Source organism: Robiginitalea sediminis, assembly GCF_002198115.1.
GTDB classification, from domain to species: domain Bacteria; phylum Bacteroidota; class Bacteroidia; order Flavobacteriales; family Flavobacteriaceae; genus Robiginitalea; species Robiginitalea sediminis.
In genome coordinates, this window is the sequence record NZ_NGNR01000004.1 from 333,188 (window position 1) to 358,266 (window position 25,079).

Annotated in this window: 23 protein-coding genes; 15 read left to right on the top strand and 8 right to left on the bottom strand. The window is 56.3% G+C overall.

The annotated features are described in order from the left end of the window. Positions 1–12: 12 nt before the first annotated feature. A complete protein-coding gene (locus tag CA832_RS14020; RefSeq protein ID WP_088342303.1) occupies positions 13–2,643 on the bottom strand; it encodes a valine--tRNA ligase in 2,631 nt (876 codons plus the stop codon). A gap of 200 nt (positions 2,644–2,843) precedes the next feature. Between CA832_RS14020 and CA832_RS14025 the strand changes: the two genes are divergently transcribed. Next, on the top strand, positions 2,844–3,233 hold the full coding sequence (locus tag CA832_RS14025; protein WP_088342255.1) for a DUF1573 domain-containing protein: 390 nt from the start codon (positions 2,844–2,846) through the stop codon (positions 3,231–3,233). Positions 3,234–3,281: 48 nt separating this feature from the next. Here the strand turns inward: CA832_RS14025 and CA832_RS14030 are convergent, their stop codons facing one another. Further along, on the bottom strand, positions 3,282–4,622 hold the full coding sequence (locus CA832_RS14030; protein ID WP_088342256.1) for an aspartyl protease family protein: 1,341 nt from the start codon (positions 4,620–4,622) through the stop codon (positions 3,282–3,284). Positions 4,623–4,793: 171 nt separating this feature from the next. Between CA832_RS14030 and CA832_RS14035 the strand changes: the two genes are divergently transcribed. From CA832_RS14035 to CA832_RS14070, 8 genes are all read left to right on the top strand, one after another. Continuing rightward, positions 4,794–5,993: a pyridoxal phosphate-dependent aminotransferase gene (locus CA832_RS14035; protein WP_088342257.1), complete on the top strand. Its 1,200-nt coding sequence runs from the start codon at positions 4,794–4,796 to the stop codon at positions 5,991–5,993. Next, positions 5,983–6,996, top strand: a complete 1,014-nt coding sequence (gene murB / locus CA832_RS14040) for a UDP-N-acetylmuramate dehydrogenase (protein WP_088342258.1) — start codon at positions 5,983–5,985, stop codon at positions 6,994–6,996. The genes CA832_RS14035 and murB overlap by 11 nt, the downstream gene beginning before the upstream one ends. Positions 6,997–7,227: 231 nt before the next feature. Further along, positions 7,228–7,794 (top strand): RNA polymerase sigma factor, encoded by a 567-nt coding sequence (locus CA832_RS14045; protein WP_088342304.1) that lies wholly within the window; start codon positions 7,228–7,230, stop codon positions 7,792–7,794. Continuing rightward, positions 7,791–8,549 carry an anti-sigma factor gene (locus CA832_RS14050; RefSeq protein WP_088342259.1) on the top strand — a complete coding sequence of 253 codons (759 nt, stop codon included), beginning with the start codon at positions 7,791–7,793 and terminating at the stop codon, positions 8,547–8,549. The genes CA832_RS14045 and CA832_RS14050 overlap by 4 nt, the downstream gene beginning before the upstream one ends. 75 nt (positions 8,550–8,624) lie before the next feature. Next, positions 8,625–8,825, top strand: a complete 201-nt coding sequence (locus CA832_RS14055; protein WP_088342260.1) for a membrane or secreted protein — start codon at positions 8,625–8,627, stop codon at positions 8,823–8,825. 46 nt (positions 8,826–8,871) lie between these two features. Beyond that, positions 8,872–9,447, top strand: coding sequence for an RNA polymerase sigma factor (locus CA832_RS14060; RefSeq protein ID WP_143542400.1), 576 nt, complete (start codon positions 8,872–8,874; stop codon positions 9,445–9,447). A 61-nt stretch (positions 9,448–9,508) separates the two neighbouring features. Then, entirely contained in the window at positions 9,509–10,384 is an 876-nt protein-coding gene (gene lipA, locus CA832_RS14065; RefSeq protein WP_088342261.1) for a lipoyl synthase, read from the top strand. Positions 10,385–10,657: 273 nt separating this feature from the next. Continuing rightward, on the top strand, positions 10,658–12,832 hold the full coding sequence (locus CA832_RS14070; protein WP_233131843.1) for a tetratricopeptide repeat-containing hybrid sensor histidine kinase/response regulator: 2,175 nt from the start codon (positions 10,658–10,660) through the stop codon (positions 12,830–12,832). Here the strand turns inward: CA832_RS14070 and lpxK are convergent. Beyond that, positions 12,829–13,818: a tetraacyldisaccharide 4'-kinase gene (gene lpxK, locus CA832_RS14075; protein WP_088342262.1), complete on the bottom strand. Its 990-nt coding sequence runs from the start codon at positions 13,816–13,818 to the stop codon at positions 12,829–12,831. The two genes, CA832_RS14070 and lpxK, sit on opposite strands and share 4 nt — an antisense overlap. 51 nt (positions 13,819–13,869) lie before the next feature. On the opposite strand from lpxK, the gene CA832_RS14080 reads away from it, so the two are divergent. Beyond that, positions 13,870–14,964, top strand: a complete 1,095-nt coding sequence (locus CA832_RS14080; RefSeq protein WP_088342263.1) for a Nif3-like dinuclear metal center hexameric protein — start codon at positions 13,870–13,872, stop codon at positions 14,962–14,964. Between the two features lie 2 nt (positions 14,965–14,966). After that, a complete protein-coding gene (locus CA832_RS14085) occupies positions 14,967–15,749 on the top strand; it encodes a zinc ribbon domain-containing protein (protein WP_088342264.1) in 783 nt (260 codons plus the stop codon). 52 nt (positions 15,750–15,801) lie between these two features. On the opposite strand, the gene CA832_RS14090 is transcribed toward CA832_RS14085, so the two are convergent. Then, on the bottom strand, positions 15,802–17,172 hold the full coding sequence (locus CA832_RS14090; protein WP_394335758.1) for an FAD-dependent oxidoreductase: 1,371 nt from the start codon (positions 17,170–17,172) through the stop codon (positions 15,802–15,804). Between the two features lie 124 nt (positions 17,173–17,296). On the opposite strand from CA832_RS14090, the gene CA832_RS14095 reads away from it, so the two are divergent. Genes CA832_RS14095 through CA832_RS14105 form a run of 3 tightly spaced genes read left to right on the top strand, consistent with a single transcriptional unit; the run spans position 17,297 to position 20,291 of the window. Then, complete coding sequence (locus CA832_RS14095) at positions 17,297–17,452, top strand: DUF2256 domain-containing protein (protein WP_088342266.1); 156 nt, start codon at positions 17,297–17,299, stop codon at positions 17,450–17,452. Further along, positions 17,449–18,762, top strand: coding sequence for a DASH family cryptochrome (locus tag CA832_RS14100; RefSeq protein WP_088342267.1), 1,314 nt, complete (start codon positions 17,449–17,451; stop codon positions 18,760–18,762). Before CA832_RS14095 ends, CA832_RS14100 begins: the two co-directional genes overlap by 4 nt. After that, positions 18,759–20,291, top strand: a complete 1,533-nt coding sequence (locus tag CA832_RS14105; RefSeq protein WP_088342268.1) for a cryptochrome/photolyase family protein — start codon at positions 18,759–18,761, stop codon at positions 20,289–20,291. The genes CA832_RS14100 and CA832_RS14105 overlap by 4 nt, the downstream gene beginning before the upstream one ends. Before the next feature lie 144 nt (positions 20,292–20,435). Here CA832_RS14105 and CA832_RS14110 read toward each other — a convergent pair whose 3' ends face one another. Further along, positions 20,436–20,984: a ClpP family protease gene (locus tag CA832_RS14110; RefSeq protein ID WP_088342269.1), complete on the bottom strand. Its 549-nt coding sequence runs from the start codon at positions 20,982–20,984 to the stop codon at positions 20,436–20,438. 291 nt (positions 20,985–21,275) lie between these two features. Here CA832_RS14110 and CA832_RS14115 point away from each other — a divergent pair, with 291 nt between their 5' ends. Continuing rightward, entirely contained in the window at positions 21,276–21,944 is a 669-nt protein-coding gene (locus tag CA832_RS14115) for a hypothetical protein (protein ID WP_088342270.1), read from the top strand. 4 nt (positions 21,945–21,948) lie between these two features. Here CA832_RS14115 and CA832_RS14120 read toward each other — a convergent pair whose 3' ends face one another. From CA832_RS14120 to CA832_RS14130, 3 genes are all read right to left on the bottom strand, one after another. Continuing rightward, on the bottom strand, positions 21,949–23,097 hold the full coding sequence (locus tag CA832_RS14120) for an MFS transporter (RefSeq protein WP_088342271.1): 1,149 nt from the start codon (positions 23,095–23,097) through the stop codon (positions 21,949–21,951). A 55-nt stretch (positions 23,098–23,152) separates the two neighbouring features. Then, the gene (gene kynU, locus CA832_RS14125; RefSeq protein ID WP_088342307.1) at positions 23,153–24,427 is read right to left on the bottom strand and encodes a kynureninase; all 1,275 of its coding nucleotides are present in this window, start codon (positions 24,425–24,427) and stop codon (positions 23,153–23,155) included. Between the two features lie 165 nt (positions 24,428–24,592). Further along, on the bottom strand, positions 24,593–25,060 hold the full coding sequence (locus tag CA832_RS14130) for a GNAT family N-acetyltransferase (RefSeq protein ID WP_088342272.1): 468 nt from the start codon (positions 25,058–25,060) through the stop codon (positions 24,593–24,595). Positions 25,061–25,079: the final 19 nt, after the last annotated feature.

The following is a 25,079-nucleotide window of genomic DNA, read 5'->3' on the forward strand; positions in this document are numbered from 1 at the left end:
GGAACCGGCTGGCTATTGAAGGCTGGCCAGACTCTTTTCCAGGGTTTCAATCTTGGAAACGGCGTCGGCCGCCTTCTTCCGTTCCAGGGCCACAACCTGTTCCGGGGCGTTGTTCACAAAGCGTTCGTTGGAGAGCTTCTTTTCCACGGAGGCGAGGAACCCCCGGGTGTATTCCAGTTCTTCCCTGAGCTTTTGGATTTCGGCCTCCAGGTCTACGGACCCGGCGAGGGGGATGAAATACTCATTGCTGCCCACCCTAAATGAGAGCGCACTCTCCGGCGCCTCCTTCGAATAGGTAATTTCCGGGGCATTGGAGAGTTTGGATATAATCGGGTCCCATTGGCGATCCAGCCCCGATTCGTCTCTAACTGAAAGGGAAACCGCATCCCGGAAGGGGATGTTCTTGTCCTTGCGAATGGTTCGGATCCCGGAAACGACCTCCCGGGTGGTATCGAATCCTTCCAGGACTTCGGCGTCGTAACCGGCCACCTTGGGCCAGGGGGCCACAATAAGGGCCTGCTCAGGGGTGCGGGGGCGGATATGCTGCCAGACTTCCTCGGTAAGGAAGGGCATAAAGGGGTGGAGCAGCTTGAGGTTCTCCTCAAAGAGCCCGATCACCGCATCGTAGGTTTTCCGGTCCACGGGGCTCCCGTAGGCAGGCTTGGCGATCTCCAGCAGCCAGGAACAGAAATCGTCCCAGATCAGGCGGTAGGTCGCCATAAGGGCATCCGAAATCCGGTACTTGGTATAATGGTCTTCGATTTCCACGAGGGTTTTGGCAAGGCGATTCTGATACCATTTGATGCCGAGGGCTGCTGTCTGTGGCTGGTCGATATCGGCCACCTCCCAACCCTGAACCAGGCGGAAGGCATTCCAGATCTTATTGGCAAAATTTTTCCCCTGTTGGCATAGGCCTTCATCAAAAAGCAGGTCATTCCCGGCAGCTGCGCTTAAAAGCAGGCCCACCCGGACGCCATCGGCCCCGTAGGTCTCTATCAATTTGAGGGCATCCGGGGAATTCCCCAGGCTCTTGGACATTTTCCGGCGCTGGGCATCGCGAACCAGGCCTGTCAGATACACCGTGCGGAAAGGCCGCTCCCCCCGGAAGGCGTAACCGGCCATAATCATCCGTGCCACCCAGAAAAACAGGATATCCGGTGCGGTCACCAGATCCGTGGTGGGGTAATAGTATTTTACTTCCTCGTTATCGGGGTCCAGGATACCGCCAAAAACACTTATGGGCCACAGCCACGATGAGAACCACGTATCCAGTACGTCTTCATCCTGGCGCAGGTCGGTGAGTTCCAGCTTGGGGTTCCCGGATTGGGCCCTCGCCTTTTCCAGGGCAGCCTCGGCCGTTTCGGCTACTGCAAAATCGTCCTTACCCGGGCCGTAGTAATATGCCGGGATGCGTTGCCCCCACCAGAGTTGCCGGGAAATATTCCAATCCCGGATATTCTCCATCCAATGCCGGTAGGTATTGTCGAATTTGGAAGGCACCAACTGTACCTCCCCGGAGTCCAGCACCGCTTCCAAAGCCGGGCGGGCCAGATCCTCCATCCGCAAAAACCACTGGTCGGACAGGCGGGGCTCTATAACGGCACGGGTGCGCTCGGAGGTTCCCACGTTGTTGGTATAGGGCTCCTTCTTTACCAGATATCCCTTCTCCTCCAGTTCCTTCACAATGGCCTTCCGGGCCTCAAAGCGATCCTGGCCCTCATAATGCAGGCCGTTGGCATTCAGGGTGGCGTCGGGGTTAAAGATGTCTACAATGTCCAGGCCGTGTTTCACGCCCAACTCGTAGTCGTTGATGTCGTGGGCCGGGGTTATTTTAAGGCATCCCGTCCCGAATTCCATGGTGACGTAGGGGTCCGGGATTACCGGCACCACGCGGTCACAGATAGGCACCCTGACCTTTTTGCCGTGGAGGTGGAAATACCGCTCATCTTCGGGGTGGACGCACACGGCCGTATCCCCGAGGAGGGTCTCCGGGCGCGTGGTGGCAATGGTCACGGTCTCACCGGTGCCCTCCACCGGGTAGGCAATATGGTAGAGGAAGCCCTGGCGCTCCTCGTAAATCACTTCCTCGTCGGACAGGGTGGTACGGGCCTCAGGGTCCCAATTCACCATGCGGTACCCCCGGTAAATCTGGCCCTTCTCGAAAAGCTCCACGAAGACCTTGATCACCGAGGCCTCCATATCCGGGTCCATGGTGAACTTGGTGCGGTCCCAGTCGCAGGAACAGCCGAGTTTTTTCAATTGCTGCAGGATTACCCCCCCGTATTTATGAGTCCAGTCCCAGGCGTGCTCCAGGAAGTCTTCCCTGCTGATGGAATCCTTGGGGATGCCCTCCTCCTTGAGTTTGGCCACCACCTTGGCTTCTGTGGCAATGGAGGCGTGGTCCGTCCCCGGGACCCAGCAGGCATTCTTCCCCTGCATCCGTGCCCTTCGGATCAGCACATCCTGTAGGGTGTTGTTCAGCATATGGCCCATGTGCAGGACCCCGGTGACGTTGGGCGGGGGAATCACGATGGTATACGGTTCCCTTTCGTCGGGTTGGGAATGGAAATACCCGTGCTGCATCCAGTAGTCATACCACTGATTTTCAACGCGGTTAGGCTCGTATTTGGAAGGGATATCCATTATTTGGTACGGTTTTTGGACCAGTGAACCGGCGCTTTTGGAAAGCAAAGCGGGCCCAAATGTTAAATTGGGCCCGGCACGCCTGAAAAAGCACCGTGTGTAATACGAAACAAAAATAAGTAACGTTAGTAGATAACAAAAGAATTTTGGATGTTCATGCCGCTTTGGCTACATTTGAGGTTCACCCAAACCTTTTTACTATGAGGAAAATAGTTTTACTATTCTTTGTCGGCCTGCTTTCTTACGGGGTTTCTGCCCAGGAGAAAATGGCGAAAATCGAATTCAAGACGGAAACCTTGGATTACGGTGACATCGCCAAAGGCAGCGACGGGGTACGCGTCTTTGAATTCACCAATACCGGGACTGCCCCCCTGGTGATCAGCAAGGTAAGTTCCAGCTGCGGCTGTACTATACCCAAGAAACCCGAAGCGCCTATCATGCCGGGCGATAGCGGTGAGATCCAGGTCAAATACGACACCAACAGGGTGGGACCCATCCGCAAGGCAATCACCGTGATTTCCAATGCAGATACCCCTACCAAAATCCTGAAAATCAAAGGAACGGTAAAAGACAGTCAGGGCACGGAATAACCCTGAGTTTCATAAGAAAAAATCCCCGGCTCTGACCGGGGATTTTTTTTATTCAAAAAGGTCTTTCAGCACAAAACTGAAAAGCAGGTTGCGGTTGTATCGCTCTATGAGGAGTTTGACCCGCTTGCCTTCCCTTTCGTTGATCATCTTAACGATTTCCTGGAGTTTATACTCGTGGATGCGCTTGCCGTTCACCGCCAGGATCACATCCCCTTCCCGAAGGCCCACCTCGTCTGCCGGGCTTCCGGCCCGAATGGCCGAAACCACTATTTCAGGCACCAGACTCACCCGCGTCTGGCCATCCAGCATAATATGGACGTTGCCAAAGGGGTCGCTGTCCTGCATGACCACCCCCCGGGAATCGGAAATGCGCTCTGCGATATACCGCACCCCGGCATGTTCTATTTCGATCCCCGCCATGTTGAAATGGAAGGGGGCATCGAAATGGGCATTCCTGCTTAGGGTGACCTCCCCCTGCGGGTAATTGAAAACCATATTAAAGCGTTTGAGCACCTCCCCGCCCAGGCTGCCGTTGCGGTCGCCGAGTTGGAGCGACTGGAAGGATTCCATATAGGGAAATGCCGCCTTGGCATCCTTTAGGACATAGTCTCCCAGGCGGATCTGTTTGATCTTTGTCCGTTTGCCGTAAATGGTACCGCTGAGGCCCTTACCCAGGAAATCCTCATAGTTCTTATGGGGGATCTCAAGGCCCTTTTCGGTACCCGGGAAGAGCCAGACTGCATCGCTGCTGCCCGTATCCACCAGGAGTTTTACCGGAATCTCACCCTGCTCTGAAACCACGACACTGCCCTTGAGGTAAGCCTTACTGCCCTTGACCTCCAGGGGGAGGGTCACTTCCCTGCTCCTGGGTTTGGACGTATAGTATTGTGGATTGTGGAACCTTAAAAACTTCCTGCCATAGTTGACCTCCACCACCAGGTCGCGGAACAGGTCATACCCGATAATCCCATGGATGGGCACTCCCAGGGCCGGGGAAAAGTTCATCTCCTTGTCCAGGACCACATACAGGGGTTGGCTGGGGTTCAACATCCCGCCTATTTTAAAGGTATTCCCCACCGAGGCCAGCGCCTCGATCGGGTCTCCTGCGCCCAGGCCCTGGATGCTGATACGACTCACATTTTTGAGTTCGATGGAATCCTGGTCTGCCAGGTTGAAGAGGATGGGCTTGCTCACCCCGGAGTCCAGAATGAAACTCAGGGGGGTCCCGTTAACCTCCACGGGGATTACCATCAGGTTGTTGACCAGCTCAAAATGGATTTTGGGCGACCGCTTGCTCCCTCCGGGCAGGGCATAGTATTGGGCCTGCAGGCCAAGGGCGGCCAGCAGCAGCAAAAGGGTTAACGCAACAGGTAAACGGCGGCTTTTCATACCCGGAAAGACACTGGTTTTCTTCAAGGTACGTTTTTTTAGGCTTCAGCTGGTTTTTTTAACATTCCCTTTAGGGGTATAGGCCCCTGCTGATCAACCCGTTAGGAACCGAACCGAAAAAGGTTGCGCGGACCGGGAGTATTTCTCATTTTTGTGAAATAAACCCAGAGAATGCCCCATCTTTCCAACAAAGGCAGGGCCATGCCTGCCTCCCCCATCCGAAAACTGGTCCCCTATGCGGAGGCAGCCCGCACCCGTGGTGTGGAAGTCATCCACCTGAATATCGGACAGCCAGACATCAAAACTCCGGAACAGGCCCTTGAAGCCGTCAGGACCCACCGCCTGGAAGTGCTGGAATACAGCCGCAGCGAAGGCAGTGATGCCTACCGCCAGAAACTCGCAGACTACTACGGCAAACACGACATTTCCATTACGCGTGACCAGATCCTGGTGACCACCGGGGGTTCCGAAGCCCTCTCTTTTGTGATGGGATGCGTGGCAGACCCGGGGGATGAGATCATCATCCCGGAACCTTTTTACGCCAACTACAACGGCTTTGCCGTGGCCATGGGCCTGAAGGTTGTTCCCGTACCCTCCCGCATTGAAGATAACTTTGCACTGCCGCCCATCGAGCAGTTCGAACCCTTAATAGGCCCGCGCACCCGGGCCATCCTGCTGTGCAACCCCGGCAACCCCACCGGGTACCTGTATACAAAGGACGAAATCCGGGCTTTGGCCCAACTGGTGCGCAAGCACGATTTGTTCCTGGTGGCCGACGAGGTGTACCGGGAATTCACCTACGACGGGGAAACTCATTATTCCATCCTGCAGGAACCCGGCCTGGAACAACACGCCGTGGTTGTTGATTCGGTTTCCAAGCGCTACAGCATGTGCGGGGCGCGCATCGGCTGCCTGATCAGCCGCAACCCGGAAGTTATGCACACGGCCCTGAAATTTGCACAGGCCCGCCTCTCGCCCCCCACTTTTGCCCAGATCGCCAGCGAGGCAGCCCTGGAAACTCCACAGTCTTATTTCGATGCCGTCATCCGGGAATACAGCGAGCGGCGCAACCTGCTGATGGCCGAACTCGAAAAAATTCCGGGCCTTAAGGTGGCACGGCCCAGGGGGGCTTTCTACTGCATGGTGGAACTCCCCGTGGCAGATGCCGACGCGTTTGCCCAGTGGTTGCTGGAGGAATTCCAGTGGGCAGGGTCTACGGTAATGGTAGCCCCGGCAGCCGGTTTTTACGCCACTCCCGGGCTGGGAAAAAACCAGATCCGGATTGCCTATGTTTTGGACAAGGACCGGCTGAAAAAAGCCGTCCGCGTGCTGGCCGAGGCCCTGAAAACCTATCCCGGAAATGGAAATTGAACACGGGGTATCCCTGAAACCCTACAACACCTTTGGCATCGATGTGGCCGCCAGCCACTTCCTTAAGGTAGATTCCCTGGAAACCCTGCGGACAGCCCTTAAGGCACCCGGTTTGCCCCCGCCGTTCCTGCTGAGTGGCGGGAGCAACATCCTGCTCACCGGGCCGGTGGAAGCCCTGGTACTGCTTATGGATACCCGGGGGAAGGAAATCCTTTCCGAAGATGCAGATGGTGTAACCCTCAGGGTTATGGGTGGAGAAAATTGGCACGAACTGGTCCTCTGGAGCCTGGAAATGGGCTATGGCGGGCTGGAAAACCTGGCCCTGATCCCGGGGAAGACCGGCACGGCTCCCATCCAGAATATCGGGGCTTACGGGGTCGAATTAAAGGATGTGATGCATAGCTGCGAAGCTGTGGACCTGAGCACGGGAGCCCTGAAGACCTTCACCCGCGAAGCCTGCGGCTTCGGCTACCGGGACTCCATTTTTAAACGGGAAGCCCGCGGGCGCTATGCCATCTGGTCGGTCACCTTCCGCCTTACGCGACGCAACCACCGCATCCGCGACGGGTATGGTGCTATCCGGGAATACCTGGGGCAGGAAGGGGTTACCCAGCCCACCCCGGCAGACATTGCCCGGGCCGTCATGCACATCCGCAGGAGCAAGTTGCCGGACCCTGCCGTGCTCGGCAACAGCGGGAGTTTTTTCAAAAACCCCGTAATCCCGGAATCCCAATACAGGGAACTTCAAACGCGCTTTCCGGACATGCCCGCCTACCCCCAGGAGGGCCAAACCGTAAAGGTACCGGCCGGGTGGCTTATCGATACCCTCGGGTTTAAAGGGACACGGTGCGGAGCGGCAGGGGTCCACGACAAACAGGCCCTGGTACTGGTAAACCACGGTGGAGCCACCGGGCAGGAAATCCTGGACCTGGCACGGGAAATCCAGGATGCGGTAGCCCGCAACTTCGGGATTGCCATAGAACCGGAGGTGAATATTATCTGAGCCTGAAACAGGGGCAAAAAAATAACCCCTGCGGCACTGAGGGGCACACAGGGGTTATACCAAACCAAACTAACCAAAACATATGAAACCCGACTGGCGTAAACGGCACCGTGGAAGGTGGACCGCCCCTTGGCGGGTTCCAAAAATGCTTACCTTAGCATTTCCCTATATACGCGGCGGAAACGGGAAACGGATGCCGGCAGCGGAAAATTTCCCGCAAGCCCCCTGAACATGAGCACACTACTGGAAAAACATATTGTGGAACTTCTGGCAGAGGGGGATGAGAAAGCCATTTCCCTGCTCTACGAGCACTATGGGGATACCCTATACGGGGTGGCGCTCAAGGTAGTCCGGGACGAGGAACTTGCCCAGGACGTGCTGCAGGAGAGTTTTGTTAAAATCTGGAGGAAGGCTGGCACCTACGACGCTTCCAAGGCCAAGCTCTTCACCTGGCTCTTTCGTATTACGAGGAATACGGCCATCGATAAACTCCGCAGCCTCGGCACCAAAAACGACAAGGAAATCCAAATAGACGTTTCGGACGTATATACGATAGGCGTGGACGGGGTACAACCCGAGCTGATGGACATGCGCAAGCACCTGGCCAAAATAGAGCCGAAGTACCAACAGGTACTGGAAGCCCTGTTTTTCGAAGGGATGACCCAGCAGGAGGCCAGCGAGGAACTTGACATCCCCCTGGGCACCATCAAATCCCGGCTCAAGATCGGCCTGAGGGAACTCCGGAAGATTTACGACCCATCGGCCATGGCCCTGTTGATACTAATGCAATGGTTATGAAAGAAAAAATACGATTGTTCCTGGAAACCGACCTGTTGGAGCGCTACCTGCTCGGCAGCACGGATACCGCGGAGAGCGCCCGGGTAGAGCGCTATATCGCCATGTACCCGGAGGTGCGCAGCACCTACGAGGAACTGCAGGAGAACCTGGAGGCCTATGCCCGCCTCCACGCCATTACCCCCCCGGAGGGGCTGCGCGAACGCATCCTCAGGGGTGTCCGACGCGAACAGGCCTACAAGAGGCGGTTTATGCGCTATGGGATGGCGGCCAGCATCGCTGCCGTTTTCCTGATCAGTGCCTCGGTATTCCTGTGGAACCAGAACCAGAACCTTCAGCAGGAGAATGCCCTGGTAAACAACAAGATCCGCGTGCTGGAAGCCGACATGAAAGAGCAACTGGAAGACGTGCGTAACCAGTTTATTGTCCTGAACAACCCGCAGACCCGGAAATTTATGGTCAACGGCAACCGGAAGGCCCGCGAGCTCAAGGCCATTGCCTATGTAAACCCGGTTAAGAAACTCTCCTACATCAACGTGAAGAACCTGCCCAACCTCCCGGAGGACCAGGATTACCAGATGTGGGCCGAAGTAAACGGAGAAATGGTCAATTTAGGGGTACTGCGCAATTTCAGCGATAGCGATAAACTCCTGGCCCTGCCCTATGGCGAGAAAGGCGTAAGCTACATCACCATTGAACCCAAAGGCGGGAATACCACTCCGTCCGTGGAAAACATCGTAGCTGATTTTACCTACTGATTCCCCGGGCCGGATCCCTATAGAAAGCCCCCATTGCGGGGCTTTTTTTATATCTTTGCACAAACGAAATCCCCTATGAAGCTCATACTGCTCAGTATCGGACTCCTCGCCCTGGCCTTTGGTGGCATCGCCATTAAGATTTGGGCCAAGAAAGACGGTGCCTTTGCGGGAACCTGCGCCAGCCAGAACCCTCACCTGAACAAGGACGGGCAAGCCTGTGGTATGTGCGGAAAGCTTCCGGCAGAGCAGGACTGCAGGCACGAAGCCCGGGCCTGAAGCCCGCGGCATCCTTCCATTCCACGGGGCTGAAGCGTAACACTTCTTGGAATCTGACAAAGACACGGTACTGGAAACCATCGCCAGGGCCCGCGAGGGCAACCAAATGGCCTTCAGCAGGCTACTGGACTTGTATTGGCCTGAGGTATACCATTTCCAGCTGAAACGGACCCAGAACGAAAACGATGCCGAGGACATTACCATCCAGACCTTCTCCAGGGCCTTCGACCGGATCGCATCCTATGACCCCACCTACGCCTTTAATACCTGGCTGATTTCCATCTCGAAGAACCTGCATATCGATATGGTCCGCAAACGCAAGCGCAACGTGTTACAGGGCACTGAATCGAGCCAGTCCGATGCCGTTTCCCGAATCCTGGATGAAAGCCCTACAGCCGAGGATAAGCTCATCATCGAGCAAAACCTCAAAACCCTTTTACGGTATCTCAAAGAGCTGAAACCGGCCTACCGGGAGGTGATAGACCTGCGGTATTTCCAGGAGATGTCCTATGCCCAGATCGCGGAACACCTGGGCGAGCCCATAGGCAATATCAAGGTCAAACTCCTGAGGGCCAAAAAGCTCCTCGCCGGCCTGATCGCCAATCACCCAACCCGGGGATAACCCCCTGCCCCAGCCTGCTGCATTCCCTGAATTTAGTTCGTATATTTGCCAAAAATCGCTTATGAGTACCACTACCGCAGAATCGGTCTTACCGCCCAAAGGGAAGCCCAAATGGCTGAGGGTCAAGTTGCCCACAGGGAAGAAATACACCCAGTTGCGCGGCCTGGTGGACACCTACAACCTGCATACCATCTGCACTTCGGGCAGCTGCCCCAATATGGGGGAATGCTGGGGGGAAGGCACCGCGACCTTTATGATCCTGGGAAATATCTGTACCCGTTCCTGCGGGTTTTGCGGGGTAAAAACAGGCCGGCCGGAAGATGTGGACTGGGCAGAACCTGAAAAAGTGGCCCGTTCCATCAAGATTATGGGCATCCGCCATGCGGTAGTCACTTCGGTGGACCGGGACGACCTGAAAGACATGGGGTCCGTCTTGTGGGCCGAAACCGTTAAGGCCATCCGCCGGATGAACCCGGAAACAACCCTGGAAACGCTCATCCCCGATTTTCAGGGGGTGGAACGCCACCTGGACCGCATCCTGGAAGTGGCCCCGGAGGTGATTTCTCACAACGTGGAAACCGTTAGGCGGCTTACCCGCGAGGTTCGTATCCAGGCGAAATACGACCGCAGCCTGCAGGTCTTGAAGTACCTGAAGGATAACGGGGCCCGCAGGACCAAATCCGGCATCATGCTGGGGCTTGGGGAAACCGAGGAAGAAGTACTCCAAACCCTTAAGGACCTCCGGGAAGCGCGGGTAGATGTGGTCACCATAGGGCAATACCTGCAGCCCAGTAAAAAACACCTGCCAGTCAAAGCCTTTATCACTCCGGAACAATTTGACGCCTACAGGGAGGCCGGCCTGGAAATGGGGTTCCGACATGTGGAGAGCGGGGCGCTGGTGCGCTCCTCCTACAAGGCCCACAAGCACGTGGATTAACGCCCCGGAGAGATCCCATTCGACAGGAAAAGATCACCTGTGTAACCTACGCAGGATGTGTGCCTTAAACATCCTTTTGCACCGTTTATCCCCAAAAAGGGATTAAATTAGGCTCCCGGCCTTCGGATTGTTCGTAAAATGTACAATAGTTAGGCCTTCTGAGCGTTTGATTCAATAGCGGTTGCATCTGGGATCCTAACACCGGAAATCCGCATTAGCGTATCGGTATTATTGACTAGAAACCAGTTACATACGCGTTTAATATGCCTTCTGTTGACAGGGCTGTTCTGGGCCATTGGGCTCCGGGCACAAATCCCCAATGCGGCAGAACAGGAATTCAATGCCTACATCCAGAAGGCATTGATCTACCGAAATCAGGGCCAGATGGACCAGGCCCTGGAAACCCTGGACGCCGCTGCCGAATGGTCGGAAAAACAGCAGAACGAGAAAGGGCTGGTAGATAGTTACCACTACTTTGCCCTGCTCTACCAAAAACTCGGAAAACGGGAAACCAGCTCCTTCTACTGGGACCGCGCTGCCCTTTTGCTCGAAAATATACAATACCCCTACGGCACGGCATTCCACCGGTATATTGAAGCCCGCATGCTGCTGGAAAGCGGGAACTATTTCATGGCGCTCAATATGCTGGACATTGCCCGACAGCGCACCAACGACAGGAACCTGCTCAACCACATAATCCTGGCCGAGGCCGAAAGCTACCTGAAAATTGGGAAGACGGACCTGGCCGAAACCAACTACAATGCCCTGCTGATCAACAGCGACCCGCTTGAGCGCGAGTACCTCAGGACACGCGCCTACCTGGGCCTGGCCCACTTGCGACAGGAACAGGGGCAAACCCCTCAAGCCATCGAGCATGCCGAGAATGCGCGCACCATAGCAGCCTCCGAAGGGTTTTCCAATGAGCAAATGGACGCTATCCTGCTGCTGAGCGGGCTTTATGAAAGCAATGGGGACTTTGCCAATGCCCTCCTGTACGAACGCCAGATGGCGCAGCTCAAGGATTCGGTTTTTACCCTGCAAAAGGCCGAAGTGGAGAGCAGCACTGCCAACCAGGTCCAGTTCGAATACCTCGACAAGGAAATCAAAAGGCAGGACGAGGAAATCGTAAGGCTGCATAAATCGGCCAACCGCTCGGAGCTCACCGTGATTTTTACCTCCATTTTCCTGACTATTATCTCCCTCTTGGCGGTATCCCTCTACAGGAACAACCAAATCAAGCTGAAGACCAACGACCTACTGCACACCAAGAACCGGGAATTGCAATCGGCCCGGGATGCGGCTGTCCAGGCCATGGAAGCCAAGACCAATTTCCTCTCCACGGTAAGCCATGAACTGCGGACCCCACTGTATGCCGTAACCGGCCTTACCCACCTGCTACTGGAGGAAAACCCTAGCGAAAGCCAGAAGGAACACCTCAAGGCATTGAAGTTCTCCGGGGACTACCTGCTGAACTTTATCAACGACATCCTCCAGATCAATAAAATCGATGCCGACAAGCTGGAGCCCCTGGAAGTGGAGTGCAACCTGAAAAAGGTATTGGCAGAGGTAAACAAATCCCTGGCGCAGACCGCCAAAGAACGAAAAACCGAACTGATCCTGGACTACGACCCGAGGATTCCTGCCCAACTGATGAGCGATCCGCTGAAACTTTCCCAAATCTTTATGAACCTGGTGGGCAACGCCCTGAAATTCACCAAGGACGGGGAAGTAGCGGTCATCGCAAGGCTTATTGCCCAGGAAGGGAACCAGGCCCGGGTGTATTTTGAGGTACGCGATACCGGGATAGGGATTGACCCGGAACAGCAGGCCAAGATCTTCGACAGTTTTGAACAGGGCTCTATCCAAATCAACCGGGAATACGGGGGTACCGGACTGGGCCTTACCATAGTCAAGAGTCTTCTGGGGTTGTTCGGCAGCAAAATCCAGCTGGAAAGCGAACTGGGCAAGGGCAGTACTTTCTTCTTCGAACTGGATTTCACATGCAAGGACGATGTGGTGGAAGACCTGAACTTCGAGGTTTCAGAGCGGGATTACGAATTCAAAGGGCTGCACCTGCTGGTGGTGGAAGACAACAAGATCAACCAGGTTATCACCCGGAAAATGCTGGGCAAAAAAGAGATCAGCTGCGATGTGGCCAGCAATGGGACAGAGGCCGTGGAGCTGGCGCGCGAGAACCACTATGACGGCATCCTGATGGACATCCACATGCCGGGCATCAGCGGGGTGGAAGCCACCGAACGCATTCGGGCCTTCGACACGGATACCCCCATAATTGCCCTTACGGCCATTTCCCTGGACGACAGCCTGGAGACCTTCTACGCCGCAGGGTGCAATGACGTGGTGACCAAACCCTTTAAGCCCGAATTCTTCTACCGGAAAATCGGGGAGAATATCGTGGAGCACAAAATGCGGAAAACTACTTCCTAGAAGCGGCTTAAAAATGCCAATAACCGCTCCCGGTCTTCAGGGGAAAAGCGGTGTTTTACCCCAATAACCCAAAACGATTCCAGGGTGCCAGCCAGCCGGACGGCATCTTTTTCTGTGGTCAAAACCTGCCCCGCTTTTGAAATCCGTTGCAGGTCCCCGGCCGTAAATCGGTGGTGGTCCGGGAAACTCAGGTGGTCGAAACGGAGGGCGCTTTGCCCCAGGTGCTCCAGCAGCGGACCCGGCTTTGCAATCCCGGTAACAAGCTTAAGCGGGACCGCCTTGTACCGGTCCTCAGCAACCTCCGCCCCGGAAGACTCCCGGATCGCGTCGTACTGAAGGTGGGCGAAGAGCAGTATCTGTCCTTCCCGGGGCCGCAGTGCAAGCTCCACCAGTAACCGGTCTGCTTCGGTAAGGGACCTGGGGCATTTAGTAACGATAATGACGTCGGCCCGTTTGGCCTGGGAACGGTGGTCCCGCAGGTCCCCGCTGGGGAGGTATCCCTGATCCGTATAGAGAGCATCATAGGCCGTGAGCAGGATGGAGGCCGAAGGGGTTACCCTGCGGTGCTGAAAGGCATCGTCGAGCAGGATCAAATCCGGGGCTTCCGTTTCGACAAGCCTGCGGATTCCCCGTCTGCGGTTAGCGTCCACTGCCACAACCGCCCCGGGGAATTTCAGGGCAATCTGCAGGGGCTCGTCCCCTACCTGGTCTGCGGTACTGGAAGCAGTAACCCGCTGGAAGCCTGTACTCTTCCGCCCATACCCCCTGCTCAGGACCGCCACCTTACGCCCCGCGCATGCCTGCAGCAGCCATTCCACCATGGGGGTTTTTCCAGTACCTCCCACACTAAGGTTGCCCACGCACAGAATCGGCACGGGAAAGCTTTCGGATGCCAACCACCCCCAGTCGTAGGCCTTATTCCGCAGGTAGGTTACCCCGGCGTAGATCCAGGAAAAAGGCCAGAGCCATTTGCGCAATACCTCCATAGGAGCGAAAATAGTTTATTTATCTTTGAAGGAACCCAAACCTCCCGCAGGATGACCGTAAAAGAGATCACCGATCTGGTGGAGACCCTCGCCCCGCCGGCGTTTGCCGAAGACTTCGACAACACCGGCCTGCTGGTGGGCCGCCCGGATACCCCCGTGAGGGGGGTCCTGATTACCCTGGACTGCCTGGAAGCCGTGGTGGAGGAGGCCATTGCAAAGGACTGCAACCTCATATTGAGTTTCCACCCCATTATTTTCCAGGGCCTCAAACGTCTTACAGGCGCCACCTATGTGGAACGCGTAGTGGCCCGGGCACTGGAAAAGGGGATTGCCATTTACAGCATGCATACGGCCCTGGACAACGTACCCGGAGGGGTAAACAGCGCCCTTTGCGAGGCCCTGGGTATCGAAAACCCCCAAATCCTGATCCCGAAAAAAGGGATGATACGCAAACTGGTGACCTATGTGCCCCACCAGGACCGCGAAGCCTTGCTTAACGCCCTGTTCCAGGCGGGGGCAGGCAGCCTGGGGCATTACTCCCATTGCAGCTTCCGCAGCCCGGGGGAGGGAAGTTTCCTGCCCGGGGAAGCGGCTAACCCCGCCATTGGCCAACGGGGCACTCTTCAAAAGGAACCCGAGGACCAGCTCCATCTGACCTTTACTGCTGACCGGGAAAAGGCCGTGTTACAGGCCCTGTTTACCCACCATCCCTATGAGGAGGTGGCCTACGAACTCACCACCCTGAACAACGCTTATAACCACCTGGGCATGGGGATGGTGGGCACCCTGCCCGAAGCCGTTGCACCCACAGCCTTCCTGCAACAGCTCAAAGACGTGCTGGGCACCCCCTGTATCCGCCACAGTGCGCTTCCGGAGACACCCGTGCGCCGCATTGCCGTCCTGGGGGGCAGCGGGGCCTTTGCCATAGGCCCTGCAAAAGCCGCAGGGGCCGATGTTTTGGTTACAGGGGACGTGAAATACCACCAGTTCTTCCAGGGCGAAGACCGGCTGCTGATCGCAGACGTGGGGCACTATGAAACTGAGCAGTTTACAAAAAAATGCCTCTACGACTATCTTAGCGAAAAAATTCCTAATTTTGCCATCTCTTTATCGGAGACGAAAACGAACCCCGTCAACTATTTTTGAATATGGCATCGAAGACCGAAGTGACTGTAGAGGAAAAACTCAGGGCCCTGTACGACCTGCAACTGATCGACTCCCGGGTAGATGAAATCCGCAATGTCCGCGGGGAGCTGCCTCTGGAGGTGGAAGACCTCGAGGATGAAGTGCAGGGACTCAAGACCCGTGTGGACAAGCTCAAGACCGATGTGGAGACCATCAACTACGAGATCACCTCGAAGAAAAATATGATTGAGGATGCCAAGGCCCTGATCAAAAAATACAACGAGCAGCAGAAAAACGTGCGCAACAACCGGGAATTCAACTCCCTTTCCAAGGAGATTGAATACCAGGAGCTCGAAATTCAGCTTGCCGAAAAGCACATCCGGGAACACAAGGCCCAGATTGAGCAGAAAATAGAGGTGATTTCCGAGACCAAGGAAAAGCTCAGCGAGCGCGAAACGCACCTCAAACACAAGAAAGGGGAACTGGACGCCATTCTGGCCGAGACCGAAAAGGAGGAAAAAGCCCTGCTTTCCAAAAGCGAGGAATTCGAAAAGAAAATCGAGGCGCGTCTGGTAAATGCCTATAAGCGCATCCGCGGCAGCGTGAAAAATGGCCTGGCCGTGGTTCCGATAGAGCGCGGCGCTTCCGGAGGGTCCTTCTTTACCATCCCACCCCAGATCCAGGTGGAAATCGCCTCCCGCAAAAAAATCATTACCGACGAGCACAGCGGGCGAATCCTGGTAGATCCGACCCTGGCCGAGGAAGAGCAGCAAAAAATGCAGGAGCTCTTCGAGAGTATCAAATAACGATTGGGAATTTTCCCCGTCTCAAAACCATCCGGACCCCCGGGTGGTTTTTTTATTCCACCCCAATGGGATTCGCCTCCAGCAGATGGAGGATGCGTCGGGTAACCTCCGGGCTGTCCCACCGCGATTCCAGGTCGGGCATTTCCATGACCTGCTGCATGATGGCCTCCTGGCGGTCGCCCACCTGCAGGGCCTCCACATAGGGTCGGTCCGAAAAGGTAACCCGGGAGTAGGCCGGGACCCATTTATCCGGGTACTGGAGGGCAAAGTGCTTCTCGATTTTCTTCTGTAGCAAAAACCGCGGGTCTGCGGTTTTGGCGCTCATCTCCTCGAAGTTCCGATAACTGAGCTCCGCAATGGCGTCCGCATTCGGCTTGCGCTCGCGCTGGTAGTTAAGAAAGATGGCCTCCCAATCGTCGCCATGGGTGCCCATAAGCCGGTACAGGGTACCGATATCTTCGAACCCGGCATTCATCCCCTGTCCGAAAAAAGGAACGATGGCGTGGGCGGAATCGCCCACCAGGGCTACCTTGTCCCAGTAGGTCCACGGAAAGCACTTGACGGTTACCAGGGCCGAGGTGGGGTTCTTGAAAAAATCGCCGGTGAGGTTCTCGATCACCGGGGTAACCGTAGGGAAATACTCCAGGAAAAAAGACCGGGCGGCTTCCCGGGTCTGCAGGCTCTCAAAGGAAATCTCCCCCTCGAAGGGCAGGAACAGGGTACAGGTAAAACTGCCGTCCAGGTTGGGCATGGCGATAAACATAAACCGGCCCCTGGGCCAGATGTGAAAGGCATTGGGGTCTAGCTGGTGGGTCCCGTCCGGATTGGGCGGGATGGTCAATTCCTTATAGCCCACATCCAGGAAATCCTGGGAATAATCGAAACGGCTGCGCCGCTGCATTTTATGGCGGATACGGGAGAAGGCCCCATCGCACCCGAAGATATGGTCGAATTGATAGGCCTGCCAGGCCCCTTTCTCGGTTTCGCCTGTAAAGAGCTGGGCTGTGGGCAAGTCCACATCCCATACCTTTTCCTCGAACCGGAATTCGGCCCCTGCCGCCTCGGCCAGGTCAATCATGCGGCGGTTCAGCACCCCGCGGGAGATGGACCAGATGGCCTCCCCTTCCTTCCCGTACTTCTGGAAATATACCGGTTCTCCAACTACATGCATTGCCCGTCCGTAGAGCGGGATGGCCAACTTCCGGATTTCATCCTCAATACCGGCCTCCTTCAGGGCTTTCCAGCCGCGGTTGCTCATGGCCAGGTTAATGGAGCGGCCAGAAAATTCAGTAGTGCGTATGTCGGGCCTGCGGTCGAAGACCGTAACCTTATGCCCGGCTTTCCGCAGGTATATGGCCAGCAGGGCGCCAACCAAACCGGAGCCCACGATAGCCATTTCCTTCAGGGATTGCTTCATTGCGATGCCATTGGTTGGCCTAAAGGTACAAAATAGGGGCAGACGCAGGGCGGGGCCATTGGGTAGCACCAGGATTTAGGGAATCCCTAACACAGAATTTGTTTACTTTTTTATTTATTTGCTTAAACAAATGAGTGCGAAACAACATCTTCCCACTAAAATCTGCCCGGTTTGCGGCCGGCCCTTCCAGTGGCGGAAAAAATGGGAGCGTTCCTGGAACGAGGTTCGCTATTGCAGCCGGCGCTGCCGGGGCAATAAACAAACCCTAAATACCCCCACCCCATGAGTGTTGCTCTCTACTGGTTTCGAAACGACCTGCGGGTCTCGGACCACCCGGGCCTTACGACAGCCTGCAGGAGCGATTCCGTCCTAACGACCTACTGCCTCAACCCCGGGCATTTTGATGCCGGCGATTACGGGGTGAGGCGCACCGGCCCATACCGGGCGCGTTTCCTGCTGGAAACCCTAACGGACCTGGAAGAAGGACTGCGCGCACAGGGAATCCCTTTTTACCTGCTACAGGGGGAACCCGGGAAAGCCATTGCCGAACTGGCCCGAACCCACGGGGTCACGGAAATCCACCTGCAAAAGGAATGGACCCGGGATGAAGCCCGGGAACTGGAGGCCGTGGCCCGTGCACTACCCGGGGTGCGCCTCGTGGAACACTACAACCAGTTCCTCTTCCACCCTGAGGACGTCCCTTATGATTCCTTTACCCGCATCCCTGAAGTCTTTACTGCCTTTCGCAAAGCCTGTGAAAAACAGGTGCAGGTGCGCAGGCCCCTTGCCCCTCCCCGGCCGAAGCGCAACAACATGGCTCTTCCTGAAAAGCAAAAGGTTCCAGGACTTGCGCAACTAGGCCTCCCCCTGGTGGAAACCGATCCCCGGACGGCCTTTCCCTTTGCAGGTGGCTGGCAGGCCGCCCGGGAGCGACTGAATGCCTGGTTCTGGAAAAACCGCCGCCTTTCCTACTACAAACACACCCGAAATGGGCTGGTGGGCACCGAATACAGCTCCAAGTTCTCCCCCTGGCTGGCCAACGGGTCCCTCTCCCCCCGGGAGATTTACTGGGAGGTTAAACGCTACGAACAGGAGGTTGTGAAAAACCAGGACACCTATTGGCTGATTTTTGAACTGATCTGGCGGGATTACTTCAAGTATATCGCACTGAAACACGAGGACAGGATTTTCCACCCCGGGGGTATCCGCAACCTGGTGGTGCCCCGGGAAGACTCCAGGGTGCTTTGGTTGCAGTGGACCCGGGGGGAGACCGAAAACGATTTTGTAAATGCCAATATGAAGGAATTGGCCCTTACCGGGTGGATGAGTAACCGCGGGAGGCAGAATGTAGCCAGCTACTGGTCGCAAAGCCTGGGGCAGGACTGGCGCCTGGGGGCCGCCTGGTTTGAATACCTGCTTCTGGATTACGATGTCCACAGCAACTGGGGCAACTGGATGTACAACAGCAAGGTGGGCAACGACCCCCGACAACGCTCCTTTAACCCATCGCTCCAGGCCAGCCGGTACGATGCGGACGGTCGTTTCCGCAAGACCTGGCTCCAGCCCACCCTGTTCGAAAACCCCGTATTCTCATGAAGGTACTCCGACTGATCCTGGGCGACCAGCTCAACCCGAAACACAGTTGGTACCAGACGGCAGACCCCGAGGTGACTTACCTGATGGCCGAAATGCGGCAGGAAACAGATTATGTCCGCCACCACCTGCAGAAGGTGATGGGTTTCTTTGCTGCCATGCGGGCCTTTGCAGCATGCCTGGAAGCCGGGGGCCACAAGGTCCGGTATCTGAAACTCTCCGAACCGGGCAACCCCCAGGCCCTGCCCGACATTCTGGAGCAGGCCCTTAAAGTAACCGGGGCCCGAAAGCTGGAATACCAGGAACCGGACGAATACCGGCTGGACCGGCAACTCCGGGAGTTTGCCGCCTCGGCGGGGGTCCCATGCCAGATGGTTTCCAGCGAACACTTTTACACCGACAGGCAGGAGCTGGCCTCGTTCTTTAAAGGCCGGAAACAAATGCTGATGGAGTCCTTTTACCGGATGATGCGGCGCAAACACGGGGTGTTGATGGACGGAGACCAACCCGAAGGCGGGCAGTGGAACTTCGACAAGCAAAACCGCAAGAAATGGAAAGGGGACCCGCCCATCCCCCCGGCCCGGAGGTGGGAAAGGGACCTGCGGGAGATCGAGGCTGAAATCCGGGCTGCCGGGGTAGAAACCCTAGGAGAATCGTGCTCTGATGCCTTCCCCTGGCCGCTTACAAGAGAGGAGGCCCTGGAAGCCCTGGAATACTTCTGCCGGTACCTGCTACCCAGGTTCGGGGATTTCCAGGATGCCATGCATACCACCCAACCCTTCCTGTTCCATTCCCTGCTTTCCTTCCCGCTAAACACCAAGATGATCGGGCCTCGGGAAGTGGTAGGGGTTGCCGTAGCCGCATACCGGGAAAACCCTGGAGCTATTGCCATTTCCCAGGTGGAGGGCTTTGTGCGACAGATCCTGGGGTGGCGGGAATATATGAGGGGAATTTACTGGAAGGAAATGCCGGATTATGCCGGGAAAAATGCCCTGAACAATACCGGAAAGCTCCCCCGGTTTTTCTGGACGGGCGAAACTCAGATGCGATGCCTGTCTGAAAGCATTGGTCAAAGCCTGCGCCTGGCCTATGCCCACCATATCCAGCGCCTGATGATTACCGGGAACTTCGCCCTGCTGCTGCGGACCCACCCGGACCTGGTAGACCAGTGGTACCTGGGGATCTACATCGATGCAGTAGAGTGGGTAGAACTCCCGAATACGCGAGGGATGAGCCAGTATTCCGATGGGGGTCTGCTCTCCACCAAACCCTATATTGGGGCCGCAAACTACATCGGTAAAATGAGCGACTATTGCTCCCGATGCCCCTATGACCCGGGCAAACGCACCGGGAAGGATGCCTGCCCCTTTAATGCCCTGTACTGGGACTTTCTGGCCGAGAAGCGCCCCTTGCTGGAAAACAACCCCCGCATGGGGATGATGTTCCGCCTGCTGGATCGCATGGATGCGAATACCCTGCAAGGGATACGGGAGCGGGCACGGGAGATCCGGGAGGACCCGGATGCGTTTTAGGTTTTTTTAACGCCCGGGCAGCATCCGGGGTACAAAACCGAGGCGTATATATATCGGATTCACGCTTAGGCGACGCTATAACCACAAGAAAAGACCTTTGGGGCATGGCCCCAAAGGTCTTTTTGATTCCGCATTTAGTGCGGTTTATTCCAGGATTCCGTCTACGATGCCGTAAGCCACGCTTTCCTCGGCATCCATCCAGTAGTCGCGGTTGAAATCCTTCATGATTTTATCGAAACTCTGGCCACAGTTCTCCGCCAGGATACGGGCCCCGATTTCCCTGGTTTTCAGGATTTCGCGCGCCTGTATCTCAATGTTGGAGGCCTGTCCGCGGGCCCCGCCGCTGGGCTGGTGGATCATGACCCGGGCATGGGGCTGTACAAACCGCCGTCCCTTGGCCCCTACCGAAAGCAATATGGACCCCATAGAGGCTGCCAGTCCTGAGCAGACTGTGGATACGGGGCTCTTGAGCGCCTTGATGGTATCGTAAATAGCGAAGCCGGAGGTGACATAACCCCCCGGGCTGTTGATGATCAGTTGGATCTCTTTGTTGTTCAGCATGTCCAGATACATCAGCCGGTCTATCACGTGCTTGGCAGAATCGTCATCTACCTGGCCCCAGAGGAATACTTTCCGCTCCTCCAGCAAACGGGTATCGATAAGCTCCTGTACCTTTCCTTTTTTTGCGCTCATAGGCTCTATTGGTTACCCGTCAAAAATAGTGATTTTATAAGAATCCAACGGGGAGAAAGCACAAAGAATAACCCGTCGGAACCACGCCACTGCTGTAGTTGCAACAAGGCAAAACAGTCTTCCTTCCCCAAAAAAAATGACTCTTAACCCTTGCACCCTTTCCGCCAACTTCAGGCCCGGGCTTGTATTTATCCGTGTCCAGACCCCGGGATTCAAAATTAAGACACTCCAGGGGGCACCCTGGTGGTTCCCTGCCTAAAAGACCTTACCTTTGGGTAAAATCCAATCGCTATGAAATATCTGATTCCATTGTACTGCCTGCTGGTCCTGGCCTCCTGCAGGAATACCCCTGAAACCCAGGTCCAAACTGAAGCCCCGGAGCGCCCCCTTCTGGAGCAATTGGCCGCTGCCCATGGGTTTGACAACTGGAAAGAGGTAAACCAGATCCGGTTTACCTGGAATATAGACCGGGACACCACCCATTTTGAGCGGACCTGGATCTGGGATGTCCGCCAGCAGGAAGTAACCCGCATCATGGCCGGGGATACGGTTACCTACCTGCGGGCCGAAGTGGATTCTACCCTGGCCCAGGTAGACGGTGGCTTTATCAATGATAAATACTGGTTACTGGCCCCGTACCAATGGGTCTGGGATGGGCAGAACATCACCCACACCTATCAGGAAGGGGTAAATGCACCCCTCTCAGGGGCTGCTGCAGACAAACTGACCATTGTATATGGGGATTCCGGAGGATATACCCCGGGAGATGCCTATGACTTCTACCTGGATGCCGATTCGAAAGTGATGGAATGGGCCTTCCGGAAAGCCAACCAACCGGAACCCAACCTGATCACCACCTGGGAAGGGTACCAGGATTACGGGGGCTTGCAGCTCTCCACCATGCGGCAGAACCCGGAATCCGGATTTAAACTCTACTTTACCGGGATCGAAATCAGGTAAGGCCTTATCCCTGGCGACGGCCCAGGCGGAAAGTAGCCACAAGGACCAGAAGGGCACAGGCCAGCAGCACCCAGAAACTGGTTTTCAGGGAAAAAGATTCGGCCAGGTATCCCAGAATTGGGGGCGCCGCCAGGAACCCGCTGTACCCGGTACCGGCCACAAAGGCTACACCCCGGGAGGAATCCACGTCCTTCACATTCCCGCCAATCCGGAAGAGCTCGGGGATAATAACCGAGAACCCAAGTCCAATAAGGGCAAACCCCACCACGGAAAGCAGTACCAGGCCAGACAAGACTCCGGCATAGCCCACACTGGCCACTGCTGCGCCCAGGGCTACGATCCGAACCGAACCGATGCGCGCACTGATCCCGTCGCCCAGGAACCGCCCCAGGGTCATGGTTACCGAAAAAGCCAGGAAGCCGCTGCCCCATAGCCAGGAAGGGGCCCGGGAGACCTCCTTCAGGTAGAGGCCACTCCAATCTACCACAGCGCCTTCCCCACCCATCACCACAAAGGAAATAACCCCCAGCAGGAACAGCGGCCGCAGCAGTTTCAAGCTAAAACTCCCTTTTTCCTGTACCTCTGCCCGGAGGTGGAAATAATGCTTCCTGAAATAGAGGTTTACCCCAAAAACCAGGACCACCACCCCGGCCATGTGCAAAGGTGGCAAACCTATAAAAGGGATCAGGAAACTGCCCAGGCCCGCCAGCACCCCACCCAGGCTGAAAAACCCGTGGGCGGCAGACATGAATTTCACCCGGTCTTCCTTCTCGATTTCGGTGACCAGGGTATTCATGGAAATATCGGTAAACCCATTGGCCATCCCAAAGAGGAACAGGGAACCCACCAGGGCGAGGTAAGTGGGGGCCAGAAGGGGCAGCAATGCCGTAAGGCTGCACGCCAGGACCCCATACCATGTGGCGCGCCCCACCCCGATGCGGTTGATAATCCCGGCAGCTACCGGGAAGATGGCGAAAACCCCCAGCGACAGGAAAAAAATGGCAAAACCAAGCTCCGCCTTATCGATTTGCAGGCGGGTCTGCACCCTGGGGATATAGATGGCCCAGGTCCCGAACCACAGGTTCAGGCTGGCAAACACCCAGGCCGGTGCAAAATACCGCGGGTGGGTCAGGATTAGCCTCAGGGAGTTCATGACTGGTGTTGGGTTTTAGGCGCGGAAAGATAACCAATTCCGGCGGGCAGAAGCACTAGGCCCTTCCTTTGAGGATCCCTTCCTTGAGGATCTGGCCAAACCGGTACATATCGGTAAAAGAACAATAAAATGGGGCCGGCGCCAAGCGGATGACATTTGGCTCCCGCCAGTCGGCAATCACACCCTGCTCCATCAGGTAATCGAAAAGGGGCCTTCCTTCCCCATGAAGGAATACAGAGAGCTGGCACCCGCGGGCCTCCGGGGTAATCACCTCAAAACGGCTTTCGACCTGGGCGTCTATCTCTTGCAGGACAAACTCCAGGTACGCCGTGAGTTTACGGCTTTTGGCTACCAGGGCATCCATGCCTACCTCCTGGAAGAGTTCCAGGGACGCCAGGAACGGGGCCAGGGAGAGGATGGGCGGGTTACTGAGTTGCCAGGCATCGGCAGAATCCGCCGGCTCAAAATCCGGGCGCATCAGGAAACGGGTCTCCTTGCGCGTACCCCACCAGCCTTCGAAGCGGGGCAGGTCCTCCCGGTTCAGGTGCCTCTCATGGATAAACACCCCGGAAGCGTTCCCGGGGCCGCTGTTCAGGTATTTATAGCTGCACCAGGAGGCAAAATCGACTCCCCACTCGTGCAGCTTCAGGGGGATGTTCCCTGCGGCATGGGCCAGGTCCCAGCCTACCATGGCACCGGCCTGCCGGCCCGCCCGCGTTATGGCCTCCATATCGAACACCTGCCCGTTGTAGTAATTCACCCCGCCTATAAGGACCAGGGCCAGGCTGTCTGCGTGTTCGGCAATGGCCGAGAGGACATCCTCCGTATGCCAATGGTGCCCGCCGTTTCTGCGCGGGACTTCCACCAGGGCTTCCTCAGGGTCCAGCCCGTGGAACCGCAACTGGCTTTTGAGCATATACTGGTCCGACGGAAAGGCCTTCTCCTCGCATAAAATCTTATAGCGCTTCGCATCCGGGCGGTAAAAACTCACCATAAGCAGGTGGAGGTTTACCGTTAAGGTATTCATCACCGTAATTTCCTCCGGGAGCGCACCCATTATGGAAGCGAGGGGCCCGCGAAGGCGCTCGTGGTAGGTCCACCAGGGCTTCTCCGCCTTAAAATGCCCTTCTACGGCAAGGGACTTCCAATCCTGCATAACCTCCGCAACAAAGGAGTCGGCGGCTTTAGGTTGCAGCCCAAGGGAATTGCCGGTAAAATAAATGACATCCCGACCCCCTATCCTCGGGAAATGAAAGCGTTCCCGATACGGGGCCAGGGGGTCTTCCTTATCCAAAGCGGCGGCAAAGCCGGCTGTATTCTCAAAGTCCATATGCAGCATTTGTTCAAAAATACGACGAACAATACAAAGCCGGGGCTTTTTTGAGGGTCCTTTGGGCATGACTGATTGGGGAGTGCAGGGGGGTGGGGTAGATTCATGGGTGGGCGGGTGGGGGGCCCACCCCTACCCTGGCTCAAAACGAAGTCAAAAAACCGCTTATTTCCTTTCCTTACCCAACCGCATCTCCACAATATGAGAGGTAAACCCAGCCTTCTCATAGGCCCGGATGGCCGGTTGGTTCCCGGCATAGACGGTAAGGCGGATCTCGTTAAGGCCCCTGGCCCGGGCCCATATTTTCAGGACCTCCATCACCTTCCCGTTTAACCCCTGGCCGCGGAACTCCGGCAGGGTATACATAAAACCGAACAGGGCATAGGCTTCGTGATCCAGATAGTGGCGGGGAGACCGTCTGGCCGCATAGCCGCAGCTCACTATACGCCCCCCGGCATCGGCCACCACCAAATGCGTGTCCGGGTCCTTGAGCATGGCGGGCAGGTCGTAATACTGTACCGGGTCCGGGCGGATCGTGGGGTCATAAGGCCGCTCGTCCCGTATCAGGCCCTGCTCCATTTCCAGGAGTTGCCCCAGGTCCCTTTCCTCTGCAGTACGGATAACAGTCTGCATAGCGCAAATTTACACGGGA